Origin of the sequence: Pseudomonas sp. Marseille-Q5117 (genome assembly GCF_946901175.1) — a bacterium.
In the GTDB taxonomy this organism is placed as follows: Bacteria; Pseudomonadota; Gammaproteobacteria; order Pseudomonadales; family Pseudomonadaceae; genus Aquipseudomonas; species Aquipseudomonas iranensis.
Map to the genome: position 1 here is coordinate 259,425 of NZ_CAMPPP010000002.1, position 22,787 is coordinate 282,211.

Below are 22,787 nucleotides of genomic sequence, written 5' to 3' on the forward strand. Positions count from 1 at the left end.
GACGCGGGGATGCAATGCCGCGCAGTTTACCCTAATTCGTACGCGCTTCCGTCGGAACGGCTTTCGCCTCTTCCACGGGTGGCTGCGCCGGCCGACGCCACTGCGGCAGGCTGATCAGCAGCACGGCGCTGATGATCACCAGCATCGCCAGCGCTTCTTCGATGCCGATGGTCTCGCCGACAAACACCACGCCGAGCAACACCGCCACTGCCGGGTTGACGTAGGCATAACTGGTCGCTGCCGCTGGGCGCACGTGTTTGAGCAGATACATGTAGGAATTGAAGGCGATGATCGAGCCGAAGAAAATCAGATAGGCCAGCGCCAGCCAGCCTTCGAGCGGCGGCATGGCTTGCAGGTGCTCGCCACTCAGCGCACTGCCGATCAACAAAACCACGCCGCCAACCAGCATTTCCACCGCACTGGCCATCGCCCCTGCTGGCAGCGGCAGATGCTTGCTCCACACCGAACCGAACGCCCAGCTCGCTGCCGCGAAGATCAGCAACACCGCGCCGAGCGGACTCGATTGCAGGTTGGAACCCATATTGAGCATGGCAATACCGATAATCCCCAGCGCGACCCCGGCCCATTCGAGACGGGTATTGCGCGCACCCCAGAAATAGCCGAACAACAAGGTGAACAGTGGCACCGTCGCCACCGCCAGCGCGGCAACACCTGAAGCCACGCCTGTGTGCTCGGCGACGCTGACCGCGCCGTTACCAAAACTGAGCAGCAGAATGCCGACCAGCCCCGCCGCTTTCCACTGCGCCCAGCTCGGCGCCGGCGCCCCGCGCCAACGCAGCCAGGCGTACATCAAGCTGCCGGCAATGACAAAGCGCACCCCGGCCAGCAACAGCGGCGGCCAGTATTCGACACCGATGCGAATCACCAGATAGGTCGACCCCCAGATCACGTACAACGCAAAAAACGCAGCGATCAACGGCAGGGAAAAACGGCGCAAGGCAGGCATGGGCAGCTCGAAAGTCAGGCTCAGGGGATGGATTATTCTAGAAAGGCTGACGAGCAAAAATAAGTTACAAAACCTGTTTATAGCGCCGGTACACTTTGGAAATCACGGAGATCGCTGGAATAAACCACGATTTCGAAAGTCTGGCATTTTCAGGAGTCCAGCCTTGGACAAATACGACCGCATGCTGCTCAGCGCCCTGCTCGAAAACGGTCGCGCGTCCTACGCCGACCTCGCCCGCAAAGTGAACCTCTCCGCCCCCGCCGTCGCCGAGCGCGTGGCCAAACTCGAGGCGGCCGGAGTAATCACCGGGTATCAGGCGAACATCGACCTGTCGAAAATCGGCTTGCCGATCCAGTGTGTGATCGAATTGCGCCTCCACCAGAACGGCAGTCAAAAGGTCTACGACGAACTGGTGAAAATTCCGCAACTGACCGAGTGCTTTCGAGTGACGGGCGATCCGTGCGTGATCATGAAGGCCGCGGTGGGTTCGATGCCGGAGCTGGAGGATTTGATCAACCGGGTGGCGAAATTCGGGTTCAGCAAGACGTCGATCGTGTTGTCGAGTGCGATAGAGAAGCGGGTGCCGTTGGGGCACATCGAAGGGAAAGCTACAGGCTAATTGCTATGAAAAAAGCAGAAACAGAGCACGGAGTTGTAATGTCGCCAACCACCAAATTTATACAAAGCAAGGCTGCCGACCAACCGCAGCTGAGCTATTGTAAAGCCACATTTGACTAACGTGGCTAGCATAGAAGACAAGGGCTAACTTTTTAGAATGGGCTAGATGGGGAACTCATGGCATTTAAAAACAGAATGGGCGAAATCAACTTCTGGGCGATACCACTAAAAGGCACGCCGGAAAGAGAACAGCTTGAGGCCGCGCTAAAAGACAGATCTAGCAACCCTGAAATAAACAAAAAAATAAAAGCAACAATTGAAAATGCGAAAGCTCTGCTCGCAGTCCAGTCGTTAAACGGTGCTGACCTGCCTTTAGACAAAATGCTTAGAGAGTACAACAACGAATATAACAACCGTGTATTCCAACACTCATTGAGGCACATGCCGACCTCATTCAACACGATGGAAGCATTTAACGAATTCCTGCCACCTTCAGCAACATTCAAAATTAGAAAAGAAAAAAACTACCTCATCTCCTTTGTTGACTATTTAGATTACATAACTTCAAGGGATGCGGACCCAAACTCCCAACCTGAAGACCTTCTAGTCCCAGGTGTAATTTACTCCTACAACGGCTCCCATGATCCTCTTGAGCTTTCGTTCAAATGCAGCGGCGACAAAGAGTTCTGTGTATCTGGAATATCAATGATTAGACATGAAAGCGAGCTAAACGTAATGATGCTCGCTGGAATGATCTGTGACCTTGATAAAGAAAGTGAAGAGCTTCAAACGAAAAAAACTGAAAATTCACCTCCCCATAAAGCTGGGATGACTCCCGACGAGAGTCTCACAAGAGAAGCAGTACCTCTTATCGACGGGAGCAATCTATGGAAAACCATAGTCCACAGCCGTATAGATTTGAAAACAAAAAGCATGGATGTACGGTATATCGCTCAAGACTGTGGAGACTCATTTATCGGCCTAACAGACGACGTGAGTACGTTTATGGATGACCGAGGTAATTTTTTCTCAGCGCAGTATGAGGAAATGGCAAAGTCAATGCCGACAAAAATAAAAGAATTTCAATCTCTTTTTGAGTTTATAAAGGTATGCATCGACCTTCCAGCTTTTCTACAGCACAAAGAGGATGAACTCATTGCAGAACGACACCCCACCAGACTAAAAGAACTTCAATCCTCCATAAAAAATAAAAAAACAATCAAACTAGTAGAGAAAAGCGAACACTACTATTTCAGAAACGTCTTATTCCTCCCCAGCGAAGTTTATCGCACAAATTCAAACAAGACTTTTTTCAACCATGAGATAAAAATAGAAACAAGCGGCTACTGGAAAACTTTACCTATTGGGTCACTAGGTCAAGATAAAGTTGGTCAACCCATCCATGGGAGAACATGGGTTGAAAAAACCTTATCATGGGTAGAAGCATCCGCAGCACCATTGCACACTCGCACAGCCTCAAAAATCAAAACAGGCAAAAACCCTGGCTACATATATGTCATGAGATGCGCCGCGCATGGAAAGGACATTTTCAAAATAGGACTAACTACTCGCACAACGAACATCAGAGCTCAAGAACTTACCGGCGAAACGTCATCCCCTGATCAGTTTTTAGTAGTTGAAGATTGGGACGTCGCTGATTGCAAACTTGCCGAAACCCTTATTCACGAAAAGTTAGATACTTATCGTATCAATCAAAAACGAGAATTCTTCAAGGCTCGTTACAACATAATCCATAGCACCGTGACCGAAATAGTAGAGCGTATCAACGACTCGCAATGAAGCAGGCATCATCAATGGACGCCTACCGCACCTTACCTACAAGACTGAGGTGCGAGGCAACTTCGAGAGAGCGAGAACACGCACAGCCTAAATTAAAACATTGACATGGTCAGACCATTCAAATAATAGCGTTCCATTTGTGAAACGAGAGTGCGGCCTTTGACTTAGTTTTTGACTACCGGCGTCTATAGTCTGCAACCTCGTTTCACTGGCGCAGCTACAGCCCATCAGCCGTAGCTTTAGCCCTCTTGGCTCAAGAAGCTTGGCATGTCCCGCAAGCGAATCCACGGCTCATTGCGCCAATGCAACAGCTTCAAGGTCTGCCCCGCACATAGCATCAACTGGAGATGTGGGCGCGGACTGAAAGAAGACAACACATCCTCGTGCAGTAATGGCACTACCTCATGAGTCAGCCAACGGCGTAGATGGCGGTTTTCCGGAGAGTAGTGATAAACCAGCATTGCATAGACACCTGACTCGCTGAGCATCAGGGTTTCCTGAGTGTCATCAGGTCCCGAGAGGCAAATCGTACGTCGCTGATCCGAATCAAGCTTGAGCACCTGCCGGTCATTGATTTCCAACCCCATGAGACGACCAATGCCTCGAGCACAGAACCAGGCTTCGCCATGTACCAGAGCGGCTTGCAGCTGGATGTGATGGCGAATGAAGGTTTGGGGTTTTACGAGTGACTCACGGCTGAATGACGAGCCGGCGTTTTTTGGAGCGTTGGGAATTACTTTGATCATGGCAAATCACCTAACGAAAGTTGGAGCCGCCAGCATCACTTGCAGATGATGGGTGGCAGCTGTGCGCGGGTCTGCAAGACCGAGTCGTTAGGCAACCTCGGCAGACCCGAGGGTCTCCCGCACACAGCCACCATAAAATCGTTGGTCGCCAAAAGAGCGACGCGATTATAGGTGCACCGGTCAGTGCCTAACAAACTATCGGCGGGCTTGCAGTCCCGGTCGCTGAGTTTTCAGCGACCGACCAAGGTTAGCGAGGGCGGTCGGGGGGCTCAAGACAGACAATCCTTAACTTTTGGTAGGAGTCTTCGCCAATCTAAAAACGCAATTAAACAAACCTGAAAATCCACGGAGACGACAATGCCTTCGCTTTGTGGGAGCAGGCTTGCTCCAGCGCTCATCGGGTCAGCGATAGCGCTGAAGGTGCTCGCCGACTTTAGCGGCCGGCACTTTCTGCAATTTGCACAGCAAGTCGTGCGATAGCTCCCGCACGCCGTGCTTGCGCCGCAACTCTTCCGCCAGATGCGCCATCAGATTGGCCGCCATCTCGGCATCGGCCATGGCCCGGTGAGCCTGGCCGGTATGCGGCAACTGCGCGAACGTGGTGAGCGTACCGAGCTTGTGATTCGGCGCCGCCGGCATCAGGCGGCGCGCCAGCAGCAGTGAACAGGCAAAATTCTGCAGGCGTGTGCGTTTGATCCGCCCCAGTTCGAAATCCCAGAATTTCTGGTCGAACGAGGCGTTGTGTGCGAGCAATGGCGTGCAGCCGACGAATTCGTTGACCTCTTCCATCACCCGCTCAGCCGGCGGCGCGGTGCGCAGCATGGCGTTGCTGATGCCGGTCAGTTGCTCGATGAACGCGGGGACGCGCACGCCGGCGTTCATCAGGCTCTGGTAACGCTCGACAATGCGGCCGTTTTCCAGCATGACCACGGCGATTTCCGTGGCGCGGCAGCTGCTGTTCGGCGACAGGCCGGTGGTTTCAAAGTCGATGACTGCAATGCGTTCCAAACCGGGGTGTACTCCGTTCAAATCTGTTGTTCAGCTCAGCTCTTGAGCAGCAGCGCGCCTTCAATCGGCACGTAGCGGCTGGCGGCGCGGATCAGCGAGTTGGCGGTCAGGCCGGGGACGCCGTAGGCCACCGCTTGCACGCCGTGCTTGTTGATGATGCGTTCGAGCAGCATGTCGAAATCGCCGTCACCGGAGGCCAGCACCACTTCGTCGACATGGTCGGCGGCGTCCATGATGTCCAGGGTAATGCCCACGTCCCAGTCGCCCTTGGCCGAGCCGTCGCTGCGCTGGATGTAGGGCTTGAGCTTCACGGTAAAACCGAGGTTGCGCAGGATCTGCTGAAACTGCTGCTGCTTGCTGTCGCCACGGTCGATCGCGTAGGCGTAAGCCTCGACGATCTGCCCGTTCTTGCTGATGTCGGCCCACAATGCGGCGTAGTTGAAGTGGCAACCATAGGCCTGACGCACGGTGTAGTAGAGGTTCTGCACATCGGCGAACACTGCGATTTTTTTCACCGGAGTTCCTGTGAGCGTGCAAGCGCACGAAGCGGGGTCAGGCGATCAGGCCCGAAAAAGGCGCTCAGTATGCCAGCCAAGAGAAAGATTCAGCGAATAATCGCCGGCTGGCGCCGAGGTGTCCCTGACAAACGGTGTTGTGGCGAGGGGATTTATCCCCGCTGGGCTGCGCAGCAGCCCCGCTTTTCCTGATTAAAGCGAGGACTGCTGCGCAGCCCAACGGGGCGGTGCGACGTTTCGCTAAATCCCCTCGCCACAGTGTCTATGTAGGCCTTCAGAGGCGATGTCAGTCTTCAAAGGCGATGTCAGACAAAGGAGTCGTCGTCATCAAAAAACGACGAATTCTCGCTGCTGTAATCGGCGTCGCTGAAACCGCTCTGGTCATTGCCCGAGAAGCCGTTGTCCGCCACGCGCTGATCATCGCCCCAGCCGTTGTTGCTCTGGTCGGCGACCTGCGCCGGTTCTTCCTTGATGACCTCGACGATTTCTTCCGGTTGCTGATTGTGGTGGAACAGGCTGCTGATGCCCTGCGCCAACATCACACCACCGGCCACGCCCGCAGCGGTTTTCAGCGCGCCGCCGAGGAAGCTGTTGCCGGCCGCCGGGGCTGCCTGCTGCGCATAGTTGGGCGGCGCGGCGCCGAAGTTCTGTTGCGGTGCCGGAGTCTGATAGCTCTGCTGCGGCGCCGGTTCACGCCAGCCGCCCGTGTACGACGGCGCTGCGCTCTGGCTCGGCGCCGGACGCGAATTGCCGCCGCCAAAGATACTCGACAGGAAGCCACCGCCACCGCTGGATGCCGGTGCGCCGCTCTGGGCCTTGGCCGATTGCAGTTCGGCCTGCAGACGCTGGACTTGCTGGGTCAGCTGCTTGTTCTGCTCATCGAGGCTTTTCAGCGCGGCCTCTTGCACCAGAATCGCCTGGGTCATGAAATAGCCTGCCGCCGGCTGGCGCGTCAGGTGTTCCTTGATCCGCGCCTCGGCCTGGGCGTCGCGCGGAGCTGCCTCCGTTTCGGCCTGTTGCAGCCGGGAAAACAGTCCATCGATCAGGGTTTGCTCTTCGCTGTTCATGGCGACCTCGTAGATTGCCGGTAATAACGTGCCCGCGCCCACTCTGGGCGCGGTGCTCTCCTGTAATGGAGACAGTGACAAAACGTTTCAATGGCCTTTACCGAATGTTTACGTTTGTGTCGGCCCGCGTTGCATCGGTTAAAGTGAGCCACTGTTTTCGACCTGCGATACCGACTGATGAATGCCCTCGAAGTACTGCGCGACTCTTTGTATTTTTTCAAACGCCATCTGGGCAGCATCGTGCAGTTGTGCCTGCCACTGGTGATTGTCGAAGCTTTCTTGCAGCAGGCGGTCGATCACGCCACCGGGCCGGACACCTTCGCCGGCGTCAGCATCATCGTCGGCCTGCTGGTGTATCCGCTGTACACCGCCGCGCTGATCCTGTTTCTCGATGCACGCAGCCGTGGCGAGTCGCCGCGCAACCGCGACCTGCTGGCGATGGCCGCCACCCTGTGGCCGCGCTTCGCGGTGCTGACCGCGCTCAATACCTTGCTGATTCTGCTTGGTCTGTCGTTGTACTTCCTGCCGGGCCTGATGCTGATGGTCATGCTCGCCTTCGCCGAATACCTGCTGGTGCTGCGCGGCCTCGGACCGTTGCAGGCGATGAAGGAAAGTCTGCGCCTGACCCGTGGGCACTTCTGGCGCATCCTGCTGTGCATTCTCTGCGTGATGACACCGTTGTGGCTGCTCAAGGGCGCGACGCTGGCGGTGTACCCCGAGCCGCAGAATCCGCTGATTGCCGGGCTGATCGACAGCGCCCACAGCTTCCTGCAACTGTTCACCAGCGTGGTGCTGTTCCGCCTGTTCATGCTGATCAGCGAATTGCCTGACAAACGTAACGGAGCGGTCTGACCGCGCCGCGCTTGGGCTTCGCCGCTGCCGTCAGGTATGCTCGGGGCCATTTTCTGTAACGCTATAAGCCGAGCCATGACCCGTCTGCTGCGCTACACCCTGCTCCTCGTCACCCTCGCCGTCGTCCTGTTCGGCGTGCTGCTGTTCAGCCTGACCTGGCGCCCCGATGCCCGCGAAACCCTGCCGGTCAGTTGCGGCACTACCGCGCCGACGCTGGTGCCCGGGCAAGCACTGAAAGTCATGACCTGGAACGTGCAGTTCCTCGCCGGCAAGCGCTACGTGTTCTGGAATGATCTGGCCGAGGGCGACGATGAAGCGCCGACCGCCGAAGACATGGCATTCAGCCTCGACGAAGTAGCGCGGGTGATCCGTGACGAACAACCGGATGTGGTGCTGTTGCAGGAGCTCGACGACGGCGCCAAGGCCAGCGATTACCAGAACCAGCTCAAACTGTTGCAGGAACGCGTTGCCGATCTGTATCCATGCAGCACCAGCGCGTTCGACTGGAAAGCCGATTTTGTCCCCGAGCCCCACCTCTACGGCAGCGTCGGCCGCCAGTTGGCCACGCTGAGCCGCTATCGCATCGAACACGCCGAACGCCTGCAACTGCCCGTCGCCCCGAGCAACTTCATCAGCCGCCAGTTCCAGCCCAAAGACGCTTTGCTCGCAGTCAAACTGCCGCTCAGCGATGGCGGACAACTGACCGTGTTCAACACCCACTTGCAGCGCGCCAGCCAGGCGGACGGCAACGTGCAGGCGCAAGTGGCTGCCGTGGCCAAAGTCCTCGACAAGTATGAAAGCCAAGGCCTGCCGTGGCTGATCGGTGGCGATTTCAATCTGCTGCCGCTGGGCCAGTATCGACGCCTGCCGGTCGAGCGGCGCACGCCCTACTCTGCCGACAGCGAGCTGCATCTGCTGTGGGACAAGTACCCGATGATCCCGACCAACAACGAGGCCGGCGGTATTGATCGAGCCAAATGGCTGACCCATTACCCCAACGACCCTGGCCTCAACGGCCCGGATCGCACAGTGGATTATCTGTTCTACAGCCCGAAGCTCAAACGCCTGCAAGCGCAGGTGCGGCAGGACGATACCTTGCGCATCTCCGATCACTTGCCGGTGATTGCGCGGTTCCTGTTGCCCGCTGCGCCGTAATCGCTGTAGCCCTCACAGGCCGGGCGGAACGTAGCCGGGAACATAGCGAACGTTGGTGCATTTGCCATGCAGGATTCGCCCGTCTTCGATCAGAAACTGGGCGATTTTCTTCTGCTGATTGACCTTCGCCTGCAACTTGCAGTTTGAGCTGTGCCCGACCTGCTGGTAATGCTCGGTGTACACCATGCCATTGCCGGTATGGTTCATCGAAGTGCCAGCCGCTTCGGTGGTGGTCCAGCTCGAGGACTTGTACCAAGTCAGCACGGCCAAGGGTTCGCCGTTTGGGCCGATTTCTTTTTTCATCGAATCGGGGGTGCCGAACAGGTCCAGTGCTTCCTGCATATCGCGGCCTTCCCAGCGGCTCTGCGCAATGGTCGAGCAGCCGCTCAACAGCCATCCTGCCAGCAGGGTTGCCAGCCATAAACGTGTGGTAGTCATTGGATGCTCCGGCTTATTTCTTCAGTTCGAGCAGGCTGTCGATGTTGTCCATCATCTGGCTCTTTTGCTGGATCGGCGCGAGCTTGAAAAACATCTGCTGCAGCATCTCGATCATCTGCAGGTATTCCATCTTGCCCACGGCGGCCATGTCGTTTTTCGCGCGACTGCCCGGCGTACAGGCAAACTTCAGCGCTTGCTGGACCCAGAACTCTTTCGGGGTCTGCCATTGGTTGGCAACTTTCAGATGACGCATGGTGTAGGCGAGACGCTCGATGGACTGGCCATTGATAAAACGCACCTTGCCCGTAGAGCATTGGGCTTCGAGGTTGTAGACGTCGATCATCGGTTTGCCGGGTTCTTCATACACCAGCGTCACCGCGACCATGGTTGCGCCTTTGGTTTTCTGCGAAGGCACCACCGACGTCGCATCGGCGACGTACATGATGTTTTTCTGGGGCACGCCGTTGCCGTAGATAATCCACCAGTCGCCAATCGGATTGGGCTCTTCGGCCAGGGCCGAACTGGAGGCGGCCAATAGCGCAGCCGACAAGAAGATCAGCTTCTTGAGCTTGAAGAAAGAGGTCATGGGCAGTTCCGTTCCTTGGGCGCAAGTTGCCAGGCAACAAGGCTGGTTATTGTTCAGGCGGCGATTTTGCGAGCCGGAACAACCAAGGGCAATTAGCACGGATGGGCTAATGGCGCGCAGCCATTGCGGGTCAGGTGCCGCGTGGTTTAGCCCGCGCCGTAGCTTCGGCGACCAAGGGATCGTCAGGCCAATAATGCTTGGGATAACGCCCCTTGAGATCCTTCTTCACCTCGGCATAGGTGCTGCGCCAGAAGTTGGCCAGGTCCTGCGTGACCTGCACCGGCCGCCGCGCTGGCGACAGCAGATGCAGCTTGACCACTTGCCGGCCTCCGGCGATCCGTGGCGTATCGGCCAGACCAAACAGCTCCTGCAAGCGCACCGCGAGAATCGGTGGATGTTCGCTGTAATCCAGGCGAATCGATGAACCCGACGGCACGCTCAAATGATGCGGCGCCAGTTCGTCGAGTTTCTGCGGCAGCGGCCACGGCAGCAGATTACGCACGATGCTCGACAGATCGAGGTTGGCGAAATGGCTCAGCCGCGAGACCTTGCCCAGATACGGCATCAACCAGTCTTCCAGGGTATTCAACAATGCCGCATCGCTGACATCCGGCCATTGGCTGTCGTCCTGAGTGTTCAGATCGAGCTGGCGCAACAGCGCCACCCGCGCCTGCCACTGGCGCAGTTCCGGCGTCCACGGCAACAACTCCAGCCCCTTGCGCCGCACCAGATTGACCAGGGCCTGACTGCGCGCGTTTTCATCCAGACCGGTCAACGGTTCGCGGCTGAGAATCAGCTCGCCGACCTTACGCTGGCGCTCGGCACGCAGCACGCCTTCGCGTTCATCCCAATCGAGTTGATCGACGCTGCGCACTTGTTCGGCGAGCACCGAATCGAACAGCGCCGGATCGAAATCCGCCGCCAGATAGATGCGTTCTTCGCGCTGGCCCTGGCGGCTGCCAAGGTCGGCGATGACGATCCACTCGTGTTTCATCAGGCTATCGGCCTCAGCAAACAGTGCCGCGCGCCCGTTGGCCAAACGGTATTCGGCGCCACCGGCACGCCGTTGCTGGGCGACGCGATCCGGGTAGGCCAGCGCCAGCAACGCGCCGAGCCAGCGCGGATGCTCGGGATCGTTTACCGGTTCGCTCGGCTTGCCACGCAGGTAACCGCGATACTGCCGGGCCAATTGCCGGGCACGTTGCACCCCGCCCTGCGCGCCACGACCGGCACGTTCTTCGCCGGAAAGCAGGACCAACCGGCTGTGCAGATCCGCGCCAGCGCCGCGCAGGATATCGCGCTCGCCGAGCAGCGCCGCCACATCGCAGGCCATCGCCGCCAGCCCCAATGCCTGACCGCGCAACAGCAAATGCGCGATGCGCGGATGCGCCGGCAGTTCGGCCATGGCCTGGCCGTGGGCCGTCAGCGTGTCGCCGTGCAAGGCGCCGAGCCGTTGCAGTAAATCCTGCGCCTGGGCATACGCGGCGGCGGGCGGTATGTCGAGCCAGACCAGTTCGCCCGGAGTCACGCCCCAGCGCCCGAGTTGCAAAGCGAGGCTGGCCAGATCCGCCGAGAGAATTTCCGCGCTGCCATAAGCCGCCAGCTGTTCGTGCTGATCCTGCGACCACAGGCGATAACACACGCCCGGCTCCAGTCGCCCGGCGCGGCCGGCACGCTGGGTGGCGCTGGCCTTGGAGATCCGTTGGGTGTCGAGGCGGGTCATGCCGCTGCCCGGATCGAAACGCGGCACCCGCGCCAGCCCGGCATCGATGACCACGCGCACGCCGTTGATGGTCAGGCTGGTCTCGGCAATGTTGGTTGCCAGCACTACTTTGCGCTGACCGGGCGGCGCCGGGTCGATTGCCGCGCGTTGCGCATTGAGGTCGAGTTCGCCGTGCAACGGGCACAGCAGAACGTCTTTGCGCTCGCCGATTGCGTCGACCAGTTGCTGATGTACGCGACGGATCTCCGCCTGTCCCGGCAGGAACACCAACAGGCTGCCGGTCTCGTCGTGCAGCGCTTCGAGCACGGTCTGGGTAACGCGCTGGTCGATGTATTCACCCGGTTGGAACGGCCGGCCCCAGCGCATCGTCACCGGGTACATGCGCCCTTCACTGCGCAGGATCGGCGCGTCATCGAGCAAGCCGGCCAGGCGCTCGCCTTCGAGGGTCGCCGACATCAGCAGAATCTTCAGCGGCTGTTCAGCGCGAAACAGCTCGCGACCGTTCAGACTGAGCGCAAGCGCCAGATCGGCGTCGAGACTGCGTTCATGAAATTCGTCGAAGATCAGTAAGCCCACACCCTCCAGCGCCGGGTCGTCCTGCAAGCGCCGGGTGAGGATGCCTTCGGTGACCACTTCGATACGGGTTTTCGGGCCGACTTTGCTGTCGAGGCGGATGCGATAGCCGACAGTTTCACCGACCTGCTCGCCGAGTTCGCTGGCCAAACGTTCCGCCGCTGCGCGCGCAGCCAAGCGCCGTGGTTCGAGCATGACGATGGCCTGCCCGGCCAGCCAGGCTTCGTTGAGCAAGGCCAAAGGCACGCGGGTGGTTTTACCGGCGCCGGGCGGTGCTTCGAGCACGGCTTCGTGGCGTGACGCGAGGGCTTCACGCAGGGCGGGTAAAACATCGTCGATCGGCAAAGAAATCATGCTGGCTCCCAAACAGAGGGCCGAGTATAACGGCGAACTGCCGGGCGTTCGTCAGGGTCTTAACTTCACAAGACGAAGCTTCGTTATTTGATGACTCAGGAGACATTTCCATGCGCTTACCTTTTCGCCTGATCGGCGGTGTTCTGGTCGCTACCTTGCTCACGCAGCTCACCGCATGCGGTTCGATTTTCTACCCGGACCGCCGTGGCCAGATCGACGGCAAGATCGACCCGGCGATTGCCGTGCTCGATGCCGTCGGCCTGCTGTTCTACATCATTCCCGGGCTGATCGCGTTTGCCGTCGACTTCGCCACCGGGGCGATCTATTTCGAACCGGGCCACACCGCGCAGATCGATCCGGCCAAGCTCAAGCAAGCCATCGGCCCTGACGGGCAGGTCGACAATCACAAGTTGCAGGCAATTCTCGAGAGCGAGCTGGGCCGAGCTGCCGTTGAAATAAATAAGGCGTTGGATGATCCGCGCCTGATCCAGCACAAGGGCAGCACTCAGCAACTGGCGATGTTCGGCCTGCAACCCGCTGTTTGAATAAGGACGTTCAATGACCTCCAGCCCCGAACACGCCCGCCTGCTGCGGCTGGCGACCCGCGCCTCGGTGGCGGTCGCCTGCACGCTGATCGTCGCCAAGGCGATTGCGTGGTGGCTCAGCGGATCGGTGAGCATGCTCGCCGGCCTCACCGACTCGGCGCTGGATGGCGTCACCTCGATGCTCAATCTGCTGGCAGTGCATTACGCCTTGCGCCCGGCGGATGATGATCACCGTTATGGCCACGGCAAAGCCGAATCGCTGGCGGGCATGGCCCAGGCGTTGTTCATCGGTGGCAGCGCGGTGCTGATCGCGTTTCAGGCCTACCAACGCTTGCAGACGCCGGAACCGCTTGGCGCACCGTGGCTGAGCATCGGTGTGATCGTGTTTTCCCTGCTGCTGACTGCCGCGCTGCTGATGCTGCAACACCGGGTGATCAAGCAGACCGGCTCCAACGCCGTACGTGCCGACTCGCTGCATTACCGTTCGGACCTGCTGCTCAACGGCAGCATCCTGATCGCGCTGGTGTTGGCCGCGATGGGTTTTGCGCAACTGGACGCGTGGTTCGGGCTGGGAATCGCCGTGTACATTTTCTGGAGTGCGATCCAGATCGCCCGGGAAAGTTTTTCGGTGCTGATGGACGAGGAACTGCCGACCGATGTCAGCCAGCACATGCTCGAACTGGCGTGCAGCGTGCCGGGGGTGCTCGGTGCACATGACCTGCGCACGAGGATTTCCGGCAACCACTGGTTCGTGCAATTGCACCTGGAATTGCCGGGCGAACTGACCCTGTCAGTCGCCCATGGCATCAGCGACCAAGCGGCGGCGGCGATTCACAAGGCCTATCCGAAGGCCGAAGTGCTGGTGCACGCTGACCCACAGGAAGTAGTGCTCGCCGCCCGCACTCAGTAATTGACCTGATAACCGCGACTGCTCAGGCAGTTGCCCTGCGCCTGGCGATAGGCCTGAACCACTTCGGGTGCCGGTTGATAGGTCGCGGCGCGCGGGTCGAAACCGCTTTGCTGCACCGCGTACTGCGAGCACTGGTAACCGTCCTGCTGCACCTGCTGCGGTGACTGGCCGTTGGCCGGATAGGCTTCGACGTCATAGCCCGGAGCTTGCGGTTGCGGCGGTTGCTGCAGCGGCGGCTCGACCACCACGTAATCCTGCGTCGCCTCTTGATAGGCGTAATACGAGCCGGCAGCGAGGAACAACAGCGAGCCGCCGATCCACACTTCACGGGCGTAATCCGGCAAATACTGAATGCGGATCCCGCGCGGTGGTTGCACGACGATGTAGCGCGAGCCTTGCGGGCGATACCAGTAGCCGCCGGAATAGAAGTAATCCTGACCGCGATACGGCACGCGGTAATCACGATCCGGGAAACGGTCGATCACATGGCCCGGACGATACTGCGGGCCAGGACCCCAGCCATTGCCATGACCGTTCGGCCGTCCCGGCCAGCGGTTGTCATCGGGACGCGGCTGCGTCTGCCATTGCTGATTGTGGTAACCGTTCTGCGGGCGCTCGTCGCGGTAGTAACCCTGACGCGGTTCCTGGGTCTGGCGCACGGCGTCGGGTCGCGGCTGGATCGGCAGGTTGTTGCCCGGCTGGCGAGGCGGTTCTGGACGATCATCGACACGGTTGCGGTTCTGCCATTGACCGTCATTGTTATGCGGCTGGCCGTTGTGCTCGAACTGACGGCTGTTGTCGCCACGGATGATCCCGTCGTTCTGCGGCCCGTTGCCCGGCCCACGATTCTGCGGCTCATCGGCCAGCGCTTGCGCACTGACACCCACACACAGCAAACCAACACCGGCCAGACGCCAGATGCGCGAATTCATGCTTTTCCTCACTGCGGGAGCCTGTCGTTGGCAGGGCTTGTTGCTGAGACTCGAAACAGCCCCACCGGGTTCTGCAACAGGTTATCAGTCGCGCGACTTATTTATTGAGGCGCCAAGATGAAATCGCAGGCAAGAAAAAAGGGAGACCCGTCGGCCTCCCTTCTGAGAACTTCGTCCTGGCTCGACGCTTTTGACGTCGGCTCACCTCACGCCGTCTTCTGGACAGTGTGCAGCTCGGGGGCCGGCACATCCCCGGTGGGGGTGGCGGCCGCGGCGGGCCTGATTGGGCGGGCCGCGTGGGCTGTGTTACCGAGCAGTGATTCTGGTGATAAGAATAGGCCTGAAGCCGCGACAGAGGATTGCGAAAATTGCTCAATTAAACACTGCTTGCGCAATTTTTAACCCTGGATAGATAATCCGCCGCAATAGTTACGACCAAGGACAGATTGATGAGCAAACTCGACCGGTACGACCTGAGTATTTTGGCGGAATTGCAGCGCGACGCCCGTATCTCCAACCAGGAACTGGCCGAACGCATCGGTCTGTCGCCCTCGCCTTGCTCGCGCCGGGTCAAGCAACTGGAAGACGATGGCTATATCTCGCGCCAGGTGGCGCTGCTCGATCGCAAGATGCTCGGCTTGAGCCTGACCGCGTACGTGCTGATCGGCATGGACCGGCACACGCCGGAACGCTTCGAGAATTTCGAAGCGGCAATCCGCACATTGCCGCAAGTGCTGGAGTGCAGTCTGGTGACCGGAGTGGATGCCGACTACCAGTTGAAAGTGGTGGTGCCGGATATGGATCACTACCAGAAATTACTGCTGGGACACCTGACCCGGATCGAGGGGGTCACCAGCGTGCGGTCGAGTTTTGTGCTGAATCAGGTGCTCAACAGCACCGAACTGCCGCTGACTCATTTGCGCAGCTGATATCGCTTTCGCGAGCAGGCTCGCTCCCACAGGGGAATGCATTTCAATCTGTGGGAGCGAGCCTGCTCGCGAAGAGGCCGGCACAGGCGACGCAGATCAATGCCCCGCCATCCGCCCTTGGCGTATACTCGCCGCCGCCCTTTCAGCCCTGTCCGCGCCGGAGATCGCCAATGGATCCAGCACTGTTCGAAGAGTGGATGATGACCGGTCTGGTCAGCATCCTGATCATTTTCATGGGTTTCATCGTCTGGGATCTGGCGAAGAAGTCCAAGGCCGGGCGGTTCGGCTCGTTCATTCTGTTTTTCGTGCTGGGCCTGGGCGTGGCCGCGTTCATCATCAAGAGTGTGGTGATCGGCCTGATCGAATCCGGCGCCTTATAAGCGCGCCGGCACTTCCCGCCACTGGCCCTGATCCAGCCCTTCAATCGTCCAGTCGCCAATCCTGACCCGCACCAGCCGCAAAGTCGGCAATCCGACCGCTGCCGTCATGCGCCGCACCTGACGGTTGCGCCCTTCGCGAATCACCAGTTCCAGCCACGAAGTCGGTATGGTCGCGCGAAAGCGTACCGGCGGATTGCGCGGCCACAATTGCGGCTCAGCCAGTTGCCGCGCTTCGGCGGGCAGAGTCATGCCGTCATTCAGCTCGACGCCATCGCGCAGGCGCTGCAACTGCTCGGCCGTCGGCTCGCCCTCCACCTGCACCCAATAAGTCTTCGCCAGTTTGTGTTTCGGATCGGCGATGCGCGCCTGCAACTGGCCGTCGTTGGTCAGCAGCAACAAACCTTCGCTGTCGCGATCCAGACGTCCGGCCGGGTAAATCCCCGGCACATCGATGTAATCCTTGAGTGTCGCCCGCCCTTCACCGTCGCTGAATTGCGTCAGCACATCGAAGGGTTTGTTGAACAGGATCAGTTTCGGCTCGGCCGGTGGTGCCTTGGCAACACGGCGCGGGGCAGAAGACTGAGGCTTCATGCCGGGACGGCGGGAAGGTGGACGCGGGGGACGGGACATAAGAGACAGAACATTTAGCGATCAGGGCAGACAATGCTAGTGCCCCGACCGCCAAATGACCACGACTAACCGTTAACGGAACGGCGGCTCGTCAAAGCTGCGCAGTTTGCGCGAGTGCAGCGAGTTGAGTTCGGTGCGCAGCAGATCCACCGCTTCGATGCCGATTTTCAAATGCTGGCTGACCGCGCGCTCATAGAAGGCGTTGGCCGAGCCCGGCAGTTTGATTTCGCTGTGCAGCGGCTTGTCCGAAACGCAGAGCAACGTGCCGTAAGGCACACGCAGGCGATAACCTTGCGCTGCAATCGTGCCGCTTTCCATGTCCACCGCCACCGCGCGGGACAAGTTGATGAGTGGCCGTTCCTGAGCCCAACGCAGTTCCCAGTTACGGTCGTCATAGGTCAGAACCGTGCCGGTGCGCAGGCGTTTCTTCAGGTCGTCGCCCTTCTCGCCGGTGACATTCGCCGCTGCCTGTTGCAGCGCCAGTTGCACTTCGGCCAGTGCCGGGATGGGAATATTCGGCGGCACCACACGATCAAGAATGCCGTCGCGGCGCATGTAGGCGTGGGCCAGCACGTAATCGCCGATGGTCTGCGACTGACGCAGGCCGCCGCAGTGGCCGATCATCAGCCAGCAATGCGGGCGCAGCACGGCCAGGTGATCGGTGATGTTCTTGGCGTTGGACGGGCCGACACCGATGTTGACCAGCGTCACGCCGTGGCCATCGCTGGCGATCAGGTGATAGGCCGGCATCTGGTAACGGTGCCAGACCACACCGGCGGCAATCGCCGAGGCTTCGCCGTGGTCCATGCTCTTCTCGATGATCACGTTGCCCGGCAGGACCATGCGCACGAAACGCGGGTCGCGGCGCAACTGCTCCAGACCATGAACGATGAACTGATCGACGTAGCGGTGATAGTTGGTCAGCAGAATCCACGGCTGCACATGGCGCCAGTCACTGCCGGTGTAATGCACCAGACGGCGCAGCGAGAAATCCACGCGCGCGGCGTCGAACAGCGCCAGTGGCAGCGGATCGGTGTTTTCCCAGTCGTAGAGGCCGTCGGCAATGCCATCGGTGGCGGCGGACAGGTCGGTACTCGGGACCCCCCGCGCCAGCACCGCCGCAGTGACGCCGGAACCGGCCAGTTCATCGCCCTGCTCGACCACATACGGATACGGAATGTTCTGCTGACTGACGCCGACTTCGACGGTCACGGTGAAGTCGTGCATCAACGGCGTCAGTTGTTCGAGTAGGTATTTGCGAAACGCCGCCGGGTGGGTGACGGTGACGCTGTAAGTGCCCGGCAACTGCACCTTGGCGTAAGCGCGGGTGGTCTGCGGCACTTCGCCCTGGCAGTGGTAGGTCAGACGCAGTTCGGGATAACGAAACAGGGCACGTTGTTCGGCGTCGGGCTCGACGCGGTCCTTGAGGTAACGCTTGAGGGCAGAATTCAGCGCAGTGGTGGCCCGCTCATGCAGCTCGGCCAGACGATCCACGGCTTGTTCGGCGGTTTGAACGACAATAAACGCTTCGGTCACGATCAGCTTCCTGTGTTCTGACTTGCAGAGCTTCATCTTGCCTGCATCGTGGACGCACGGGAACAGTGGCGTTGTGGCGACACTTAAATCTGCAGACCAATGATGTCCCCTGTGGGAGCGAGCCTGCTCGCGAATGCGGTGGATCATCCAATAAAGATGTCGACTGACACACCGCTTTCGCGAGCAGGCTCGCTCCCACAGGGGGAGATTTGAGGTGGGTCAGAAAACCTGTGGAGTCGAGCGGGCGACGATCGCTTCGACGTCCAGCCCACGCGGTAACGCGCCGTAGACGCGACCGCCACCGCTCAGACGGCTGGCAATGAAAGCATCGCTTACGGCTGAATTCCCCGCCTCCAACAGAAGCTTGGCCTGCAATCCAAGGGCGATGTCTTCGGTCAACTGCCGCGCCCGATACTGAATGTCACTGGTGTCCTTGAACTGCGCCTGCAACTGCTGAATGTGCGCGGCCAGACGCTTGTCGCCATGGCCATCGCCCAATTCGCTGAACAGCACATCCAGCACACCCGGCTCCTTCGACAACGCGCGCAGCACATCCAGACATTGCACATTCCCCGAGCCTTCCCACGTCGAGTTCACCGGCGCTTCGCGGTACAGGCGCGGCAGGATGCTGTCCTCGACGTATCCAGCACCGCCCATGCATTCGGCGGCTTCGTTGATCATTCCTGGCGCGCGCTTGCAGATCCAGTATTTGCCCACTGCCGTCACCAGCCGCGCGAACTGCGCTTCGTGGCGATCATCCAGATGATCGAGCGCCTTGCCCATGCGCAGACTCAGCGCCAACGCCGCTTCGCTCTCCAGCGCCAGATCGGCCAGCACGTTTTGCATCAGCGGCTGCTCGCTGAGCAATTTGCCGCCGACCTTGCGGTGCGCGCAGTGATGGCTGGCCTGGGTCAGCGCCTGGCGCATCAGCGAGCTGGAGCCGACCATGCAATCGAAACGGGTCATCGCTACCATCTCGATAATGGTCGGCACGCCGCGCCCTTCTTCGCCGATCATCCACGCCAGCGCCCCACGAAACTCCACTTCGCTGGAGGCGTTGGACTGGTTGCCGAGTTTGTTTTTCAGACGCTGGATGTAGAACTGATTGCGCGTGTCGTCCGGGCGATGGCGCGGCAGCAGGAAGCAACTCAAGCCCTTTTCGGTTTGCGCCAATGTCAGGAAGGCGTCGCACATCGGCGCCGAACAAAACCACTTGTGCCCGACCAGTTCATAGGCCTGACCCGGGCCGCTGGCGCCGACCGGATAGGCTTTGGTGGTGTTGGCGCGAACGTCGGTGCCGCCCTGCTTCTCGGTCATCGCCATGCCGATGGTCACGCCGGCCTTGTGCGCCATGCCGACGTTGCGTGGATCGTATTCGGTGGCGAGGACTTTCGGCAGCCACTGCTCAGCCAGCTCCGGCTGTAAGCGCAGGGCCGGCACGCTGGCGAAAGTCATGGTCAGCGGGCAACCACTGCCGGCCTCGGCCTGGCTGTGCAGATAGGTCATCGAAGCGCGGGCGACATGCGCGCCGTCCTGAGGGTGTGCCCAAGGCAGCGAGGTCAGGCCATGTTCGATCGCCGTGCGCATGAGCTCATGGTAAGCCGGGTGAAACTCGACCAGATCGATGCGATGGCCGTAGCGATCATGGCTGGCAAATAGCGGTTTGTTCTGGTTGGCGAGAAACCCCGCCTCCATCAGCGGCCCACCCGCCAGTGCGCCATAGGCATCGATGCGCGACTCGGCCCAACCGGCGCCAAAACGCCGCGACCACTCCTGCAGCGGCAGGTCGATGCGGTACAGGTTGGCGCCGTCCAGCGACGGCGGCTGATTGGTGACTTCGTGGGTTTCGGCGAACTGATGCAGGTTCATGACGGCGCTCCGTGTTCAGCAATGGCACCAGTTAAGCACTGGTGCTTTTTTGAACAAAGTGTCATAGGCGCCGTTTTTGCGGCGCTTTTACCCCATCAGCAACTGAGCACGCGACGCTGCAATGCAGCCTGCAGATCCTCGAATTTCACCGGTTTGTGCAGATAGTCGATAGCCGCGCCCGGGGCGCATTGTTCGCGATCCGCACCCAGCGCCAGCATGAACACTGGCAAATGCGCGCAGCCTGGCAATGCATGGATCTGGCAGCACAGCGATGCGCCTTCGTGGCTGGGCAACTGGCAATCGATCAGCACCGCATCGAAGCTTTCCCGTTGCAGGCAGTCCAGCGCCGCGGCGCCGTTATCAGCGCTGCGCACGCGGAAACCGAGCTTGAGCAACATGCCACGCATCACCAGTTGGTTGACGCTGTTGTCATCCACCAGCAGCACCGTGCAGTCCTGCGGCGCACGAATGCAATCGCGGGGCGGCTGATCCGCAGGCGCTTCGACCACCGGCAGTTCGAATTCGACATCGAGCTGGAAGCGGCTGCCGCGTCCGGGCTCGGAGCGATGGGTGAGTTTGCCGCCGAGCAACTCGACCAGTTGCCGGCAGATCGCCAGACCCACCCCCAGGCCGCCGTATTCGCGAGTCATCGAACCGTCGAGCTGGAAGAAACGCTGATACAGGGTCGCCTCACCCAGGTCAGTGAAACCGATACCGGTGTCGATCACCGCAAACGACAGCGCCATGCGCTCATCCGCCGACGGCCGCCCGGTGACGCGCAGCGCCAACCCGCCGACGCGGGTGAACTTGATCGCATTGTCCAGCAGGCATTCCAGGCACTGCGCCAGTTTCGCGCTGTCCCCGAGCAAGCGATCCGGCAGGGTCGGCAGCACCTCGACTTTGAAGTCCAGCGACTTGCTCGCTGCATTGCCTTCGAACTGCACGCGCAACGCCTCGACCACTGCGCGCAGGCTGAAACTGCCCGGCGTCGCCTTGAGCTTGCCGGCCTGCAATTCAGTGAGCGTGAGGATGCCATTGACCATGCGCATCATGTCGCGGGCGGAACCGGCGGCGGTCTGTTGATATTGCTCAAGCTCGGGATCGAGGTCGACGGTCTGCATCAGCTCCAGCGAACCGATCACGCCGTTCATCGGCGTGCGCAGTTCGTGGGTCAGCGTCGCGAGGAATTCATCCTTGAGCTTGTTGCTGTGGGCCAGTTGCTGGTTGAGCACTTCGAGTTTCTGCCCGGCGTCGAACAAGGTCTGCGCCTGTTGTTCGCGCATGGCGTTGATGCGATCGGCCAGCGCCAGCGACAGCAGCGCCACCTCGATCGCCGAGCCGATCTGGCTGGCGTACATGGTCAGGAACACGTTGGGCAGCAGGCCCAGCACCATCAGCGTATTGACGATGCCGCCGAGCAGGAACGCCGACCAGGCGATGATGAAGTAACGCGCCACGCGCAAGCCGCGCCACCAGGCAAGAATCCCGGCGGCGAAGATCACCACGGTGAAGGTCAGCGCCAGTGTGGTCGCCAGGCGCAGGGCCAGGGCGTAACTGGTCATCAGCGACAGGCCGATCACCAGCGCACTGAAGGCAATCAGGCCGATCAGCAAGCGATCCAGCCAGGGGCTGTGGGTCTTGGTCTGCAGGAAACTGCGGGCGAACTGGCTGCCGAACAGCCCGGCGCAACCGATGAAGAATGGCGTCGCGGCGTTGGCCCACCATGGGTTGTCCGGCCAGAAATACTCAACTGCCGCGCCGTTCACCGACAATTGATAGAGGCCGAACGAGCCGATATAGAAGATGTAATAGAGGTAGCTGGTATCGCGCACGCTCAGGTAGATGAACAGGTTGTAGACCAGCATCCCCAGCAGCACGCCATAAATGATGCCGAGCACATACAGGCGCACCGGTTGGTCTTCGAGGTACGCGGTGCTCGACCACAACGTCACCGGCGCCTGGATCGAGCCTTCGCTGGCCAATCGCAGGTACAGCGTCTGCTGTTGATGCGGTTTGAACGGCAAGTCGAACAGGTAATTGTTCTGGCGGATCTCGCGACTGGCGAAGGGCAAGGCATCGCCGGTCTGGCGCACCAGTCGGTATGCACCGGTGGCATCAGGCAAGTAAAGATCGAGGTGATCGAGTGGCGGATACGCCAGTTCCAGTAGCCAGGTGCGCTGGGCGGCCGGGGTGCTCGGGCGGTAATGCAGGTCGATCTTCAGCCAGAACGCCGAACGCGAGTAACCGGCGTTGAGCGTGGCTTTGTCGTGAGCTTTGAACTGGCCGGCGGCGTCTTGCGCACGGACGTCGGCAATCGTCGCCTGACCGCTCGGGTCTTCGAACACTTGCAGCGATCGGCCCAGTGGCAGGCTCTGGGTGAATTCGTCGAATTCGACGGCGCTCGCCATAAGGGGCAAGCAGAACAGCAACATCAGCAAATAGCGCATTGAAGCCCCAGCGTGGCTCGTCCGGTTGTGTCAGGAAGCCCCCCATTCCCTTTGAGTAGACGTAAAACCGGTATTACCTGTGATTGTTTGGATCCAGCCTAGCATAGCCGTTGATGGCCATTGAGCACCATGGAAATTTTTCCTACAACGGCTCTAGAACGGGCGTTCCAGGGCAAAGCACCGAGATAGAGCTGTTGGAATGGTCAG

At 59.9% G+C, this 22,787-nt stretch carries 21 protein-coding genes; 8 read left to right on the forward strand and 13 right to left on the reverse strand.

All coding sequences use genetic code 11. The features are described 5' to 3' along the window. Positions 1–31 precede the first annotated feature (31 nt). On the reverse strand, positions 32–967 hold the full coding sequence (yedA, locus tag OC605_RS04315) for a drug/metabolite exporter YedA (protein WP_262136377.1): 936 nt from the start codon (positions 965–967) through the stop codon (positions 32–34). A 163-nt stretch (positions 968–1,130) separates the two neighbouring features. On the opposite strand from yedA, the gene OC605_RS04320 reads away from it, so the two are divergent. Beyond that, positions 1,131–1,586, forward strand: coding sequence for an Lrp/AsnC family transcriptional regulator (locus tag OC605_RS04320; protein WP_252882718.1), 456 nt, complete (start codon positions 1,131–1,133; stop codon positions 1,584–1,586). A gap of 176 nt (positions 1,587–1,762) precedes the next feature. Beyond that, the gene (locus OC605_RS04325) at positions 1,763–3,385 is read left to right on the forward strand and encodes a GIY-YIG nuclease family protein (protein ID WP_262136378.1); all 1,623 of its coding nucleotides are present in this window, start codon (positions 1,763–1,765) and stop codon (positions 3,383–3,385) included. 239 nt (positions 3,386–3,624) lie between these two features. On the opposite strand, the gene OC605_RS04330 is transcribed toward OC605_RS04325, so the two are convergent. The 4 genes from OC605_RS04330 to OC605_RS04345 all read right to left on the reverse strand — a co-directional run bounded on the left by OC605_RS04330 (position 3,625) and on the right by OC605_RS04345 (position 6,721). Further along, positions 3,625–4,131 carry a Bro-N domain-containing protein gene (locus tag OC605_RS04330; RefSeq protein WP_262136379.1) on the reverse strand — a complete coding sequence of 169 codons (507 nt, stop codon included), beginning with the start codon at positions 4,129–4,131 and terminating at the stop codon, positions 3,625–3,627. A 402-nt stretch (positions 4,132–4,533) separates the two neighbouring features. Further along, a complete protein-coding gene (locus OC605_RS04335) occupies positions 4,534–5,139 on the reverse strand; it encodes a PolC-type DNA polymerase III (protein WP_262136380.1) in 606 nt (201 codons plus the stop codon). Between the two features lie 35 nt (positions 5,140–5,174). Continuing rightward, on the reverse strand, positions 5,175–5,654 hold the full coding sequence (locus OC605_RS04340) for an NYN domain-containing protein (protein WP_056790604.1): 480 nt from the start codon (positions 5,652–5,654) through the stop codon (positions 5,175–5,177). 305 nt (positions 5,655–5,959) lie between these two features. After that, positions 5,960–6,721, reverse strand: coding sequence for a DUF2076 domain-containing protein (locus OC605_RS04345; RefSeq protein ID WP_262136381.1), 762 nt, complete (start codon positions 6,719–6,721; stop codon positions 5,960–5,962). Between the two features lie 177 nt (positions 6,722–6,898). Here OC605_RS04345 and OC605_RS04350 point away from each other — a divergent pair, with 177 nt between their 5' ends. Both OC605_RS04350 and OC605_RS04355 read left to right on the forward strand, forming a co-directional pair. Continuing rightward, entirely contained in the window at positions 6,899–7,573 is a 675-nt protein-coding gene (locus OC605_RS04350; protein WP_016773061.1) for a YciC family protein, read from the forward strand. A gap of 75 nt (positions 7,574–7,648) precedes the next feature. Further along, positions 7,649–8,728: an endonuclease/exonuclease/phosphatase family protein gene (locus OC605_RS04355; RefSeq protein ID WP_262136382.1), complete on the forward strand. Its 1,080-nt coding sequence runs from the start codon at positions 7,649–7,651 to the stop codon at positions 8,726–8,728. A 12-nt stretch (positions 8,729–8,740) separates the two neighbouring features. Here the strand turns inward: OC605_RS04355 and OC605_RS04360 are convergent, their stop codons facing one another. The 3 genes from OC605_RS04360 to hrpB all read right to left on the reverse strand — a co-directional run bounded on the left by OC605_RS04360 (position 8,741) and on the right by hrpB (position 12,402). Beyond that, positions 8,741–9,166, reverse strand: coding sequence for a hypothetical protein (locus OC605_RS04360; protein WP_129999766.1), 426 nt, complete (start codon positions 9,164–9,166; stop codon positions 8,741–8,743). A 13-nt stretch (positions 9,167–9,179) separates the two neighbouring features. Continuing rightward, positions 9,180–9,752 carry a hypothetical protein gene (locus tag OC605_RS04365; RefSeq protein WP_262136383.1) on the reverse strand — a complete coding sequence of 191 codons (573 nt, stop codon included), beginning with the start codon at positions 9,750–9,752 and terminating at the stop codon, positions 9,180–9,182. A gap of 130 nt (positions 9,753–9,882) precedes the next feature. Continuing rightward, on the reverse strand, positions 9,883–12,402 hold the full coding sequence (hrpB, locus tag OC605_RS04370) for an ATP-dependent helicase HrpB (RefSeq protein WP_262136384.1): 2,520 nt from the start codon (positions 12,400–12,402) through the stop codon (positions 9,883–9,885). A gap of 110 nt (positions 12,403–12,512) precedes the next feature. On the opposite strand from hrpB, the gene OC605_RS04375 reads away from it, so the two are divergent. Both OC605_RS04375 and OC605_RS04380 read left to right on the forward strand, forming a co-directional pair. Further along, complete coding sequence (locus OC605_RS04375; RefSeq protein WP_262136385.1) at positions 12,513–12,947, forward strand: polyribonucleotide nucleotidyltransferase; 435 nt, start codon at positions 12,513–12,515, stop codon at positions 12,945–12,947. Positions 12,948–12,960: 13 nt separating this feature from the next. Next, a complete protein-coding gene (locus OC605_RS04380) occupies positions 12,961–13,857 on the forward strand; it encodes a cation diffusion facilitator family transporter (protein ID WP_110602883.1) in 897 nt (298 codons plus the stop codon). Here the strand turns inward: OC605_RS04380 and OC605_RS04385 are convergent. Next, entirely contained in the window at positions 13,851–14,789 is a 939-nt protein-coding gene (locus tag OC605_RS04385) for a DUF6515 family protein (RefSeq protein WP_262136386.1), read from the reverse strand. The two genes, OC605_RS04380 and OC605_RS04385, sit on opposite strands and share 7 nt — an antisense overlap. A gap of 449 nt (positions 14,790–15,238) precedes the next feature. Between OC605_RS04385 and OC605_RS04390 the strand changes: the two genes are divergently transcribed. Both OC605_RS04390 and OC605_RS04395 read left to right on the forward strand, forming a co-directional pair. Next, on the forward strand, positions 15,239–15,718 hold the full coding sequence (locus OC605_RS04390; protein ID WP_007909658.1) for an Lrp/AsnC family transcriptional regulator: 480 nt from the start codon (positions 15,239–15,241) through the stop codon (positions 15,716–15,718). Between the two features lie 170 nt (positions 15,719–15,888). Then, entirely contained in the window at positions 15,889–16,098 is a 210-nt protein-coding gene (locus OC605_RS04395) for a DUF2788 domain-containing protein (protein ID WP_016773053.1), read from the forward strand. Here OC605_RS04395 and OC605_RS04400 read toward each other — a convergent pair. The 4 genes from OC605_RS04400 to OC605_RS04415 form a co-directional block, all read right to left on the reverse strand. Continuing rightward, positions 16,093–16,689 carry a pseudouridine synthase gene (locus OC605_RS04400; RefSeq protein ID WP_177180910.1) on the reverse strand — a complete coding sequence of 199 codons (597 nt, stop codon included), beginning with the start codon at positions 16,687–16,689 and terminating at the stop codon, positions 16,093–16,095. The genes OC605_RS04395 and OC605_RS04400 overlap by 6 nt on opposite strands. Before the next feature lie 111 nt (positions 16,690–16,800). Then, the gene (gene amn / locus OC605_RS04405) at positions 16,801–18,300 is read right to left on the reverse strand and encodes an AMP nucleosidase (RefSeq protein WP_262136387.1); all 1,500 of its coding nucleotides are present in this window, start codon (positions 18,298–18,300) and stop codon (positions 16,801–16,803) included. Between the two features lie 183 nt (positions 18,301–18,483). Continuing rightward, the gene (locus OC605_RS04410) at positions 18,484–20,133 is read right to left on the reverse strand and encodes an acyl-CoA dehydrogenase family protein (RefSeq protein ID WP_262136388.1); all 1,650 of its coding nucleotides are present in this window, start codon (positions 20,131–20,133) and stop codon (positions 18,484–18,486) included. Positions 20,134–20,228: 95 nt separating this feature from the next. Continuing rightward, the gene (locus OC605_RS04415) at positions 20,229–22,580 is read right to left on the reverse strand and encodes a hybrid sensor histidine kinase/response regulator (protein ID WP_262136389.1); all 2,352 of its coding nucleotides are present in this window, start codon (positions 22,578–22,580) and stop codon (positions 20,229–20,231) included. Positions 22,581–22,787: the final 207 nt, after the last annotated feature.

Coding starts and splice junctions, on each gene's coding strand:
- yedA (WP_262136377.1), bottom strand. CDS start 967: ATGCCTGCCTTGCGCCGTTTTTCCCTGCCGTTGATCGCTGCGTTTTTT.
- OC605_RS04325 (WP_262136378.1), top strand. CDS start 1,763: ATGGCATTTAAAAACAGAATGGGCGAAATCAACTTCTGGGCGATACCA.
- OC605_RS04330 (WP_262136379.1), bottom strand. CDS start 4,131: ATGATCAAAGTAATTCCCAACGCTCCAAAAAACGCCGGCTCGTCATTC.
- OC605_RS04345 (WP_262136381.1), bottom strand. CDS start 6,721: ATGAACAGCGAAGAGCAAACCCTGATCGATGGACTGTTTTCCCGGCTG.
- OC605_RS04350 (WP_016773061.1), top strand. CDS start 6,899: ATGAATGCCCTCGAAGTACTGCGCGACTCTTTGTATTTTTTCAAACGC.
- OC605_RS04355 (WP_262136382.1), top strand. CDS start 7,649: ATGACCCGTCTGCTGCGCTACACCCTGCTCCTCGTCACCCTCGCCGTC.
- OC605_RS04360 (WP_129999766.1), bottom strand. CDS start 9,166: ATGACTACCACACGTTTATGGCTGGCAACCCTGCTGGCAGGATGGCTG.
- OC605_RS04365 (WP_262136383.1), bottom strand. CDS start 9,752: ATGACCTCTTTCTTCAAGCTCAAGAAGCTGATCTTCTTGTCGGCTGCG.
- hrpB (WP_262136384.1), bottom strand. CDS start 12,402: ATGATTTCTTTGCCGATCGACGATGTTTTACCCGCCCTGCGTGAAGCC.
- OC605_RS04375 (WP_262136385.1), top strand. CDS start 12,513: ATGCGCTTACCTTTTCGCCTGATCGGCGGTGTTCTGGTCGCTACCTTG.
- OC605_RS04380 (WP_110602883.1), top strand. CDS start 12,961: ATGACCTCCAGCCCCGAACACGCCCGCCTGCTGCGGCTGGCGACCCGC.
- OC605_RS04385 (WP_262136386.1), bottom strand. CDS start 14,789: ATGAATTCGCGCATCTGGCGTCTGGCCGGTGTTGGTTTGCTGTGTGTG.
- OC605_RS04390 (WP_007909658.1), top strand. CDS start 15,239: ATGAGCAAACTCGACCGGTACGACCTGAGTATTTTGGCGGAATTGCAG.
- OC605_RS04395 (WP_016773053.1), top strand. CDS start 15,889: ATGGATCCAGCACTGTTCGAAGAGTGGATGATGACCGGTCTGGTCAGC.
- OC605_RS04400 (WP_177180910.1), bottom strand. CDS start 16,689: ATGAAGCCTCAGTCTTCTGCCCCGCGCCGTGTTGCCAAGGCACCACCG.
- amn (WP_262136387.1), bottom strand. CDS start 18,300: ATGAAGCTCTGCAAGTCAGAACACAGGAAGCTGATCGTGACCGAAGCG.
- OC605_RS04410 (WP_262136388.1), bottom strand. CDS start 20,133: ATGAACCTGCATCAGTTCGCCGAAACCCACGAAGTCACCAATCAGCCG.
- OC605_RS04415 (WP_262136389.1), bottom strand. CDS start 22,580: ATGCGCTATTTGCTGATGTTGCTGTTCTGCTTGCCCCTTATGGCGAGC.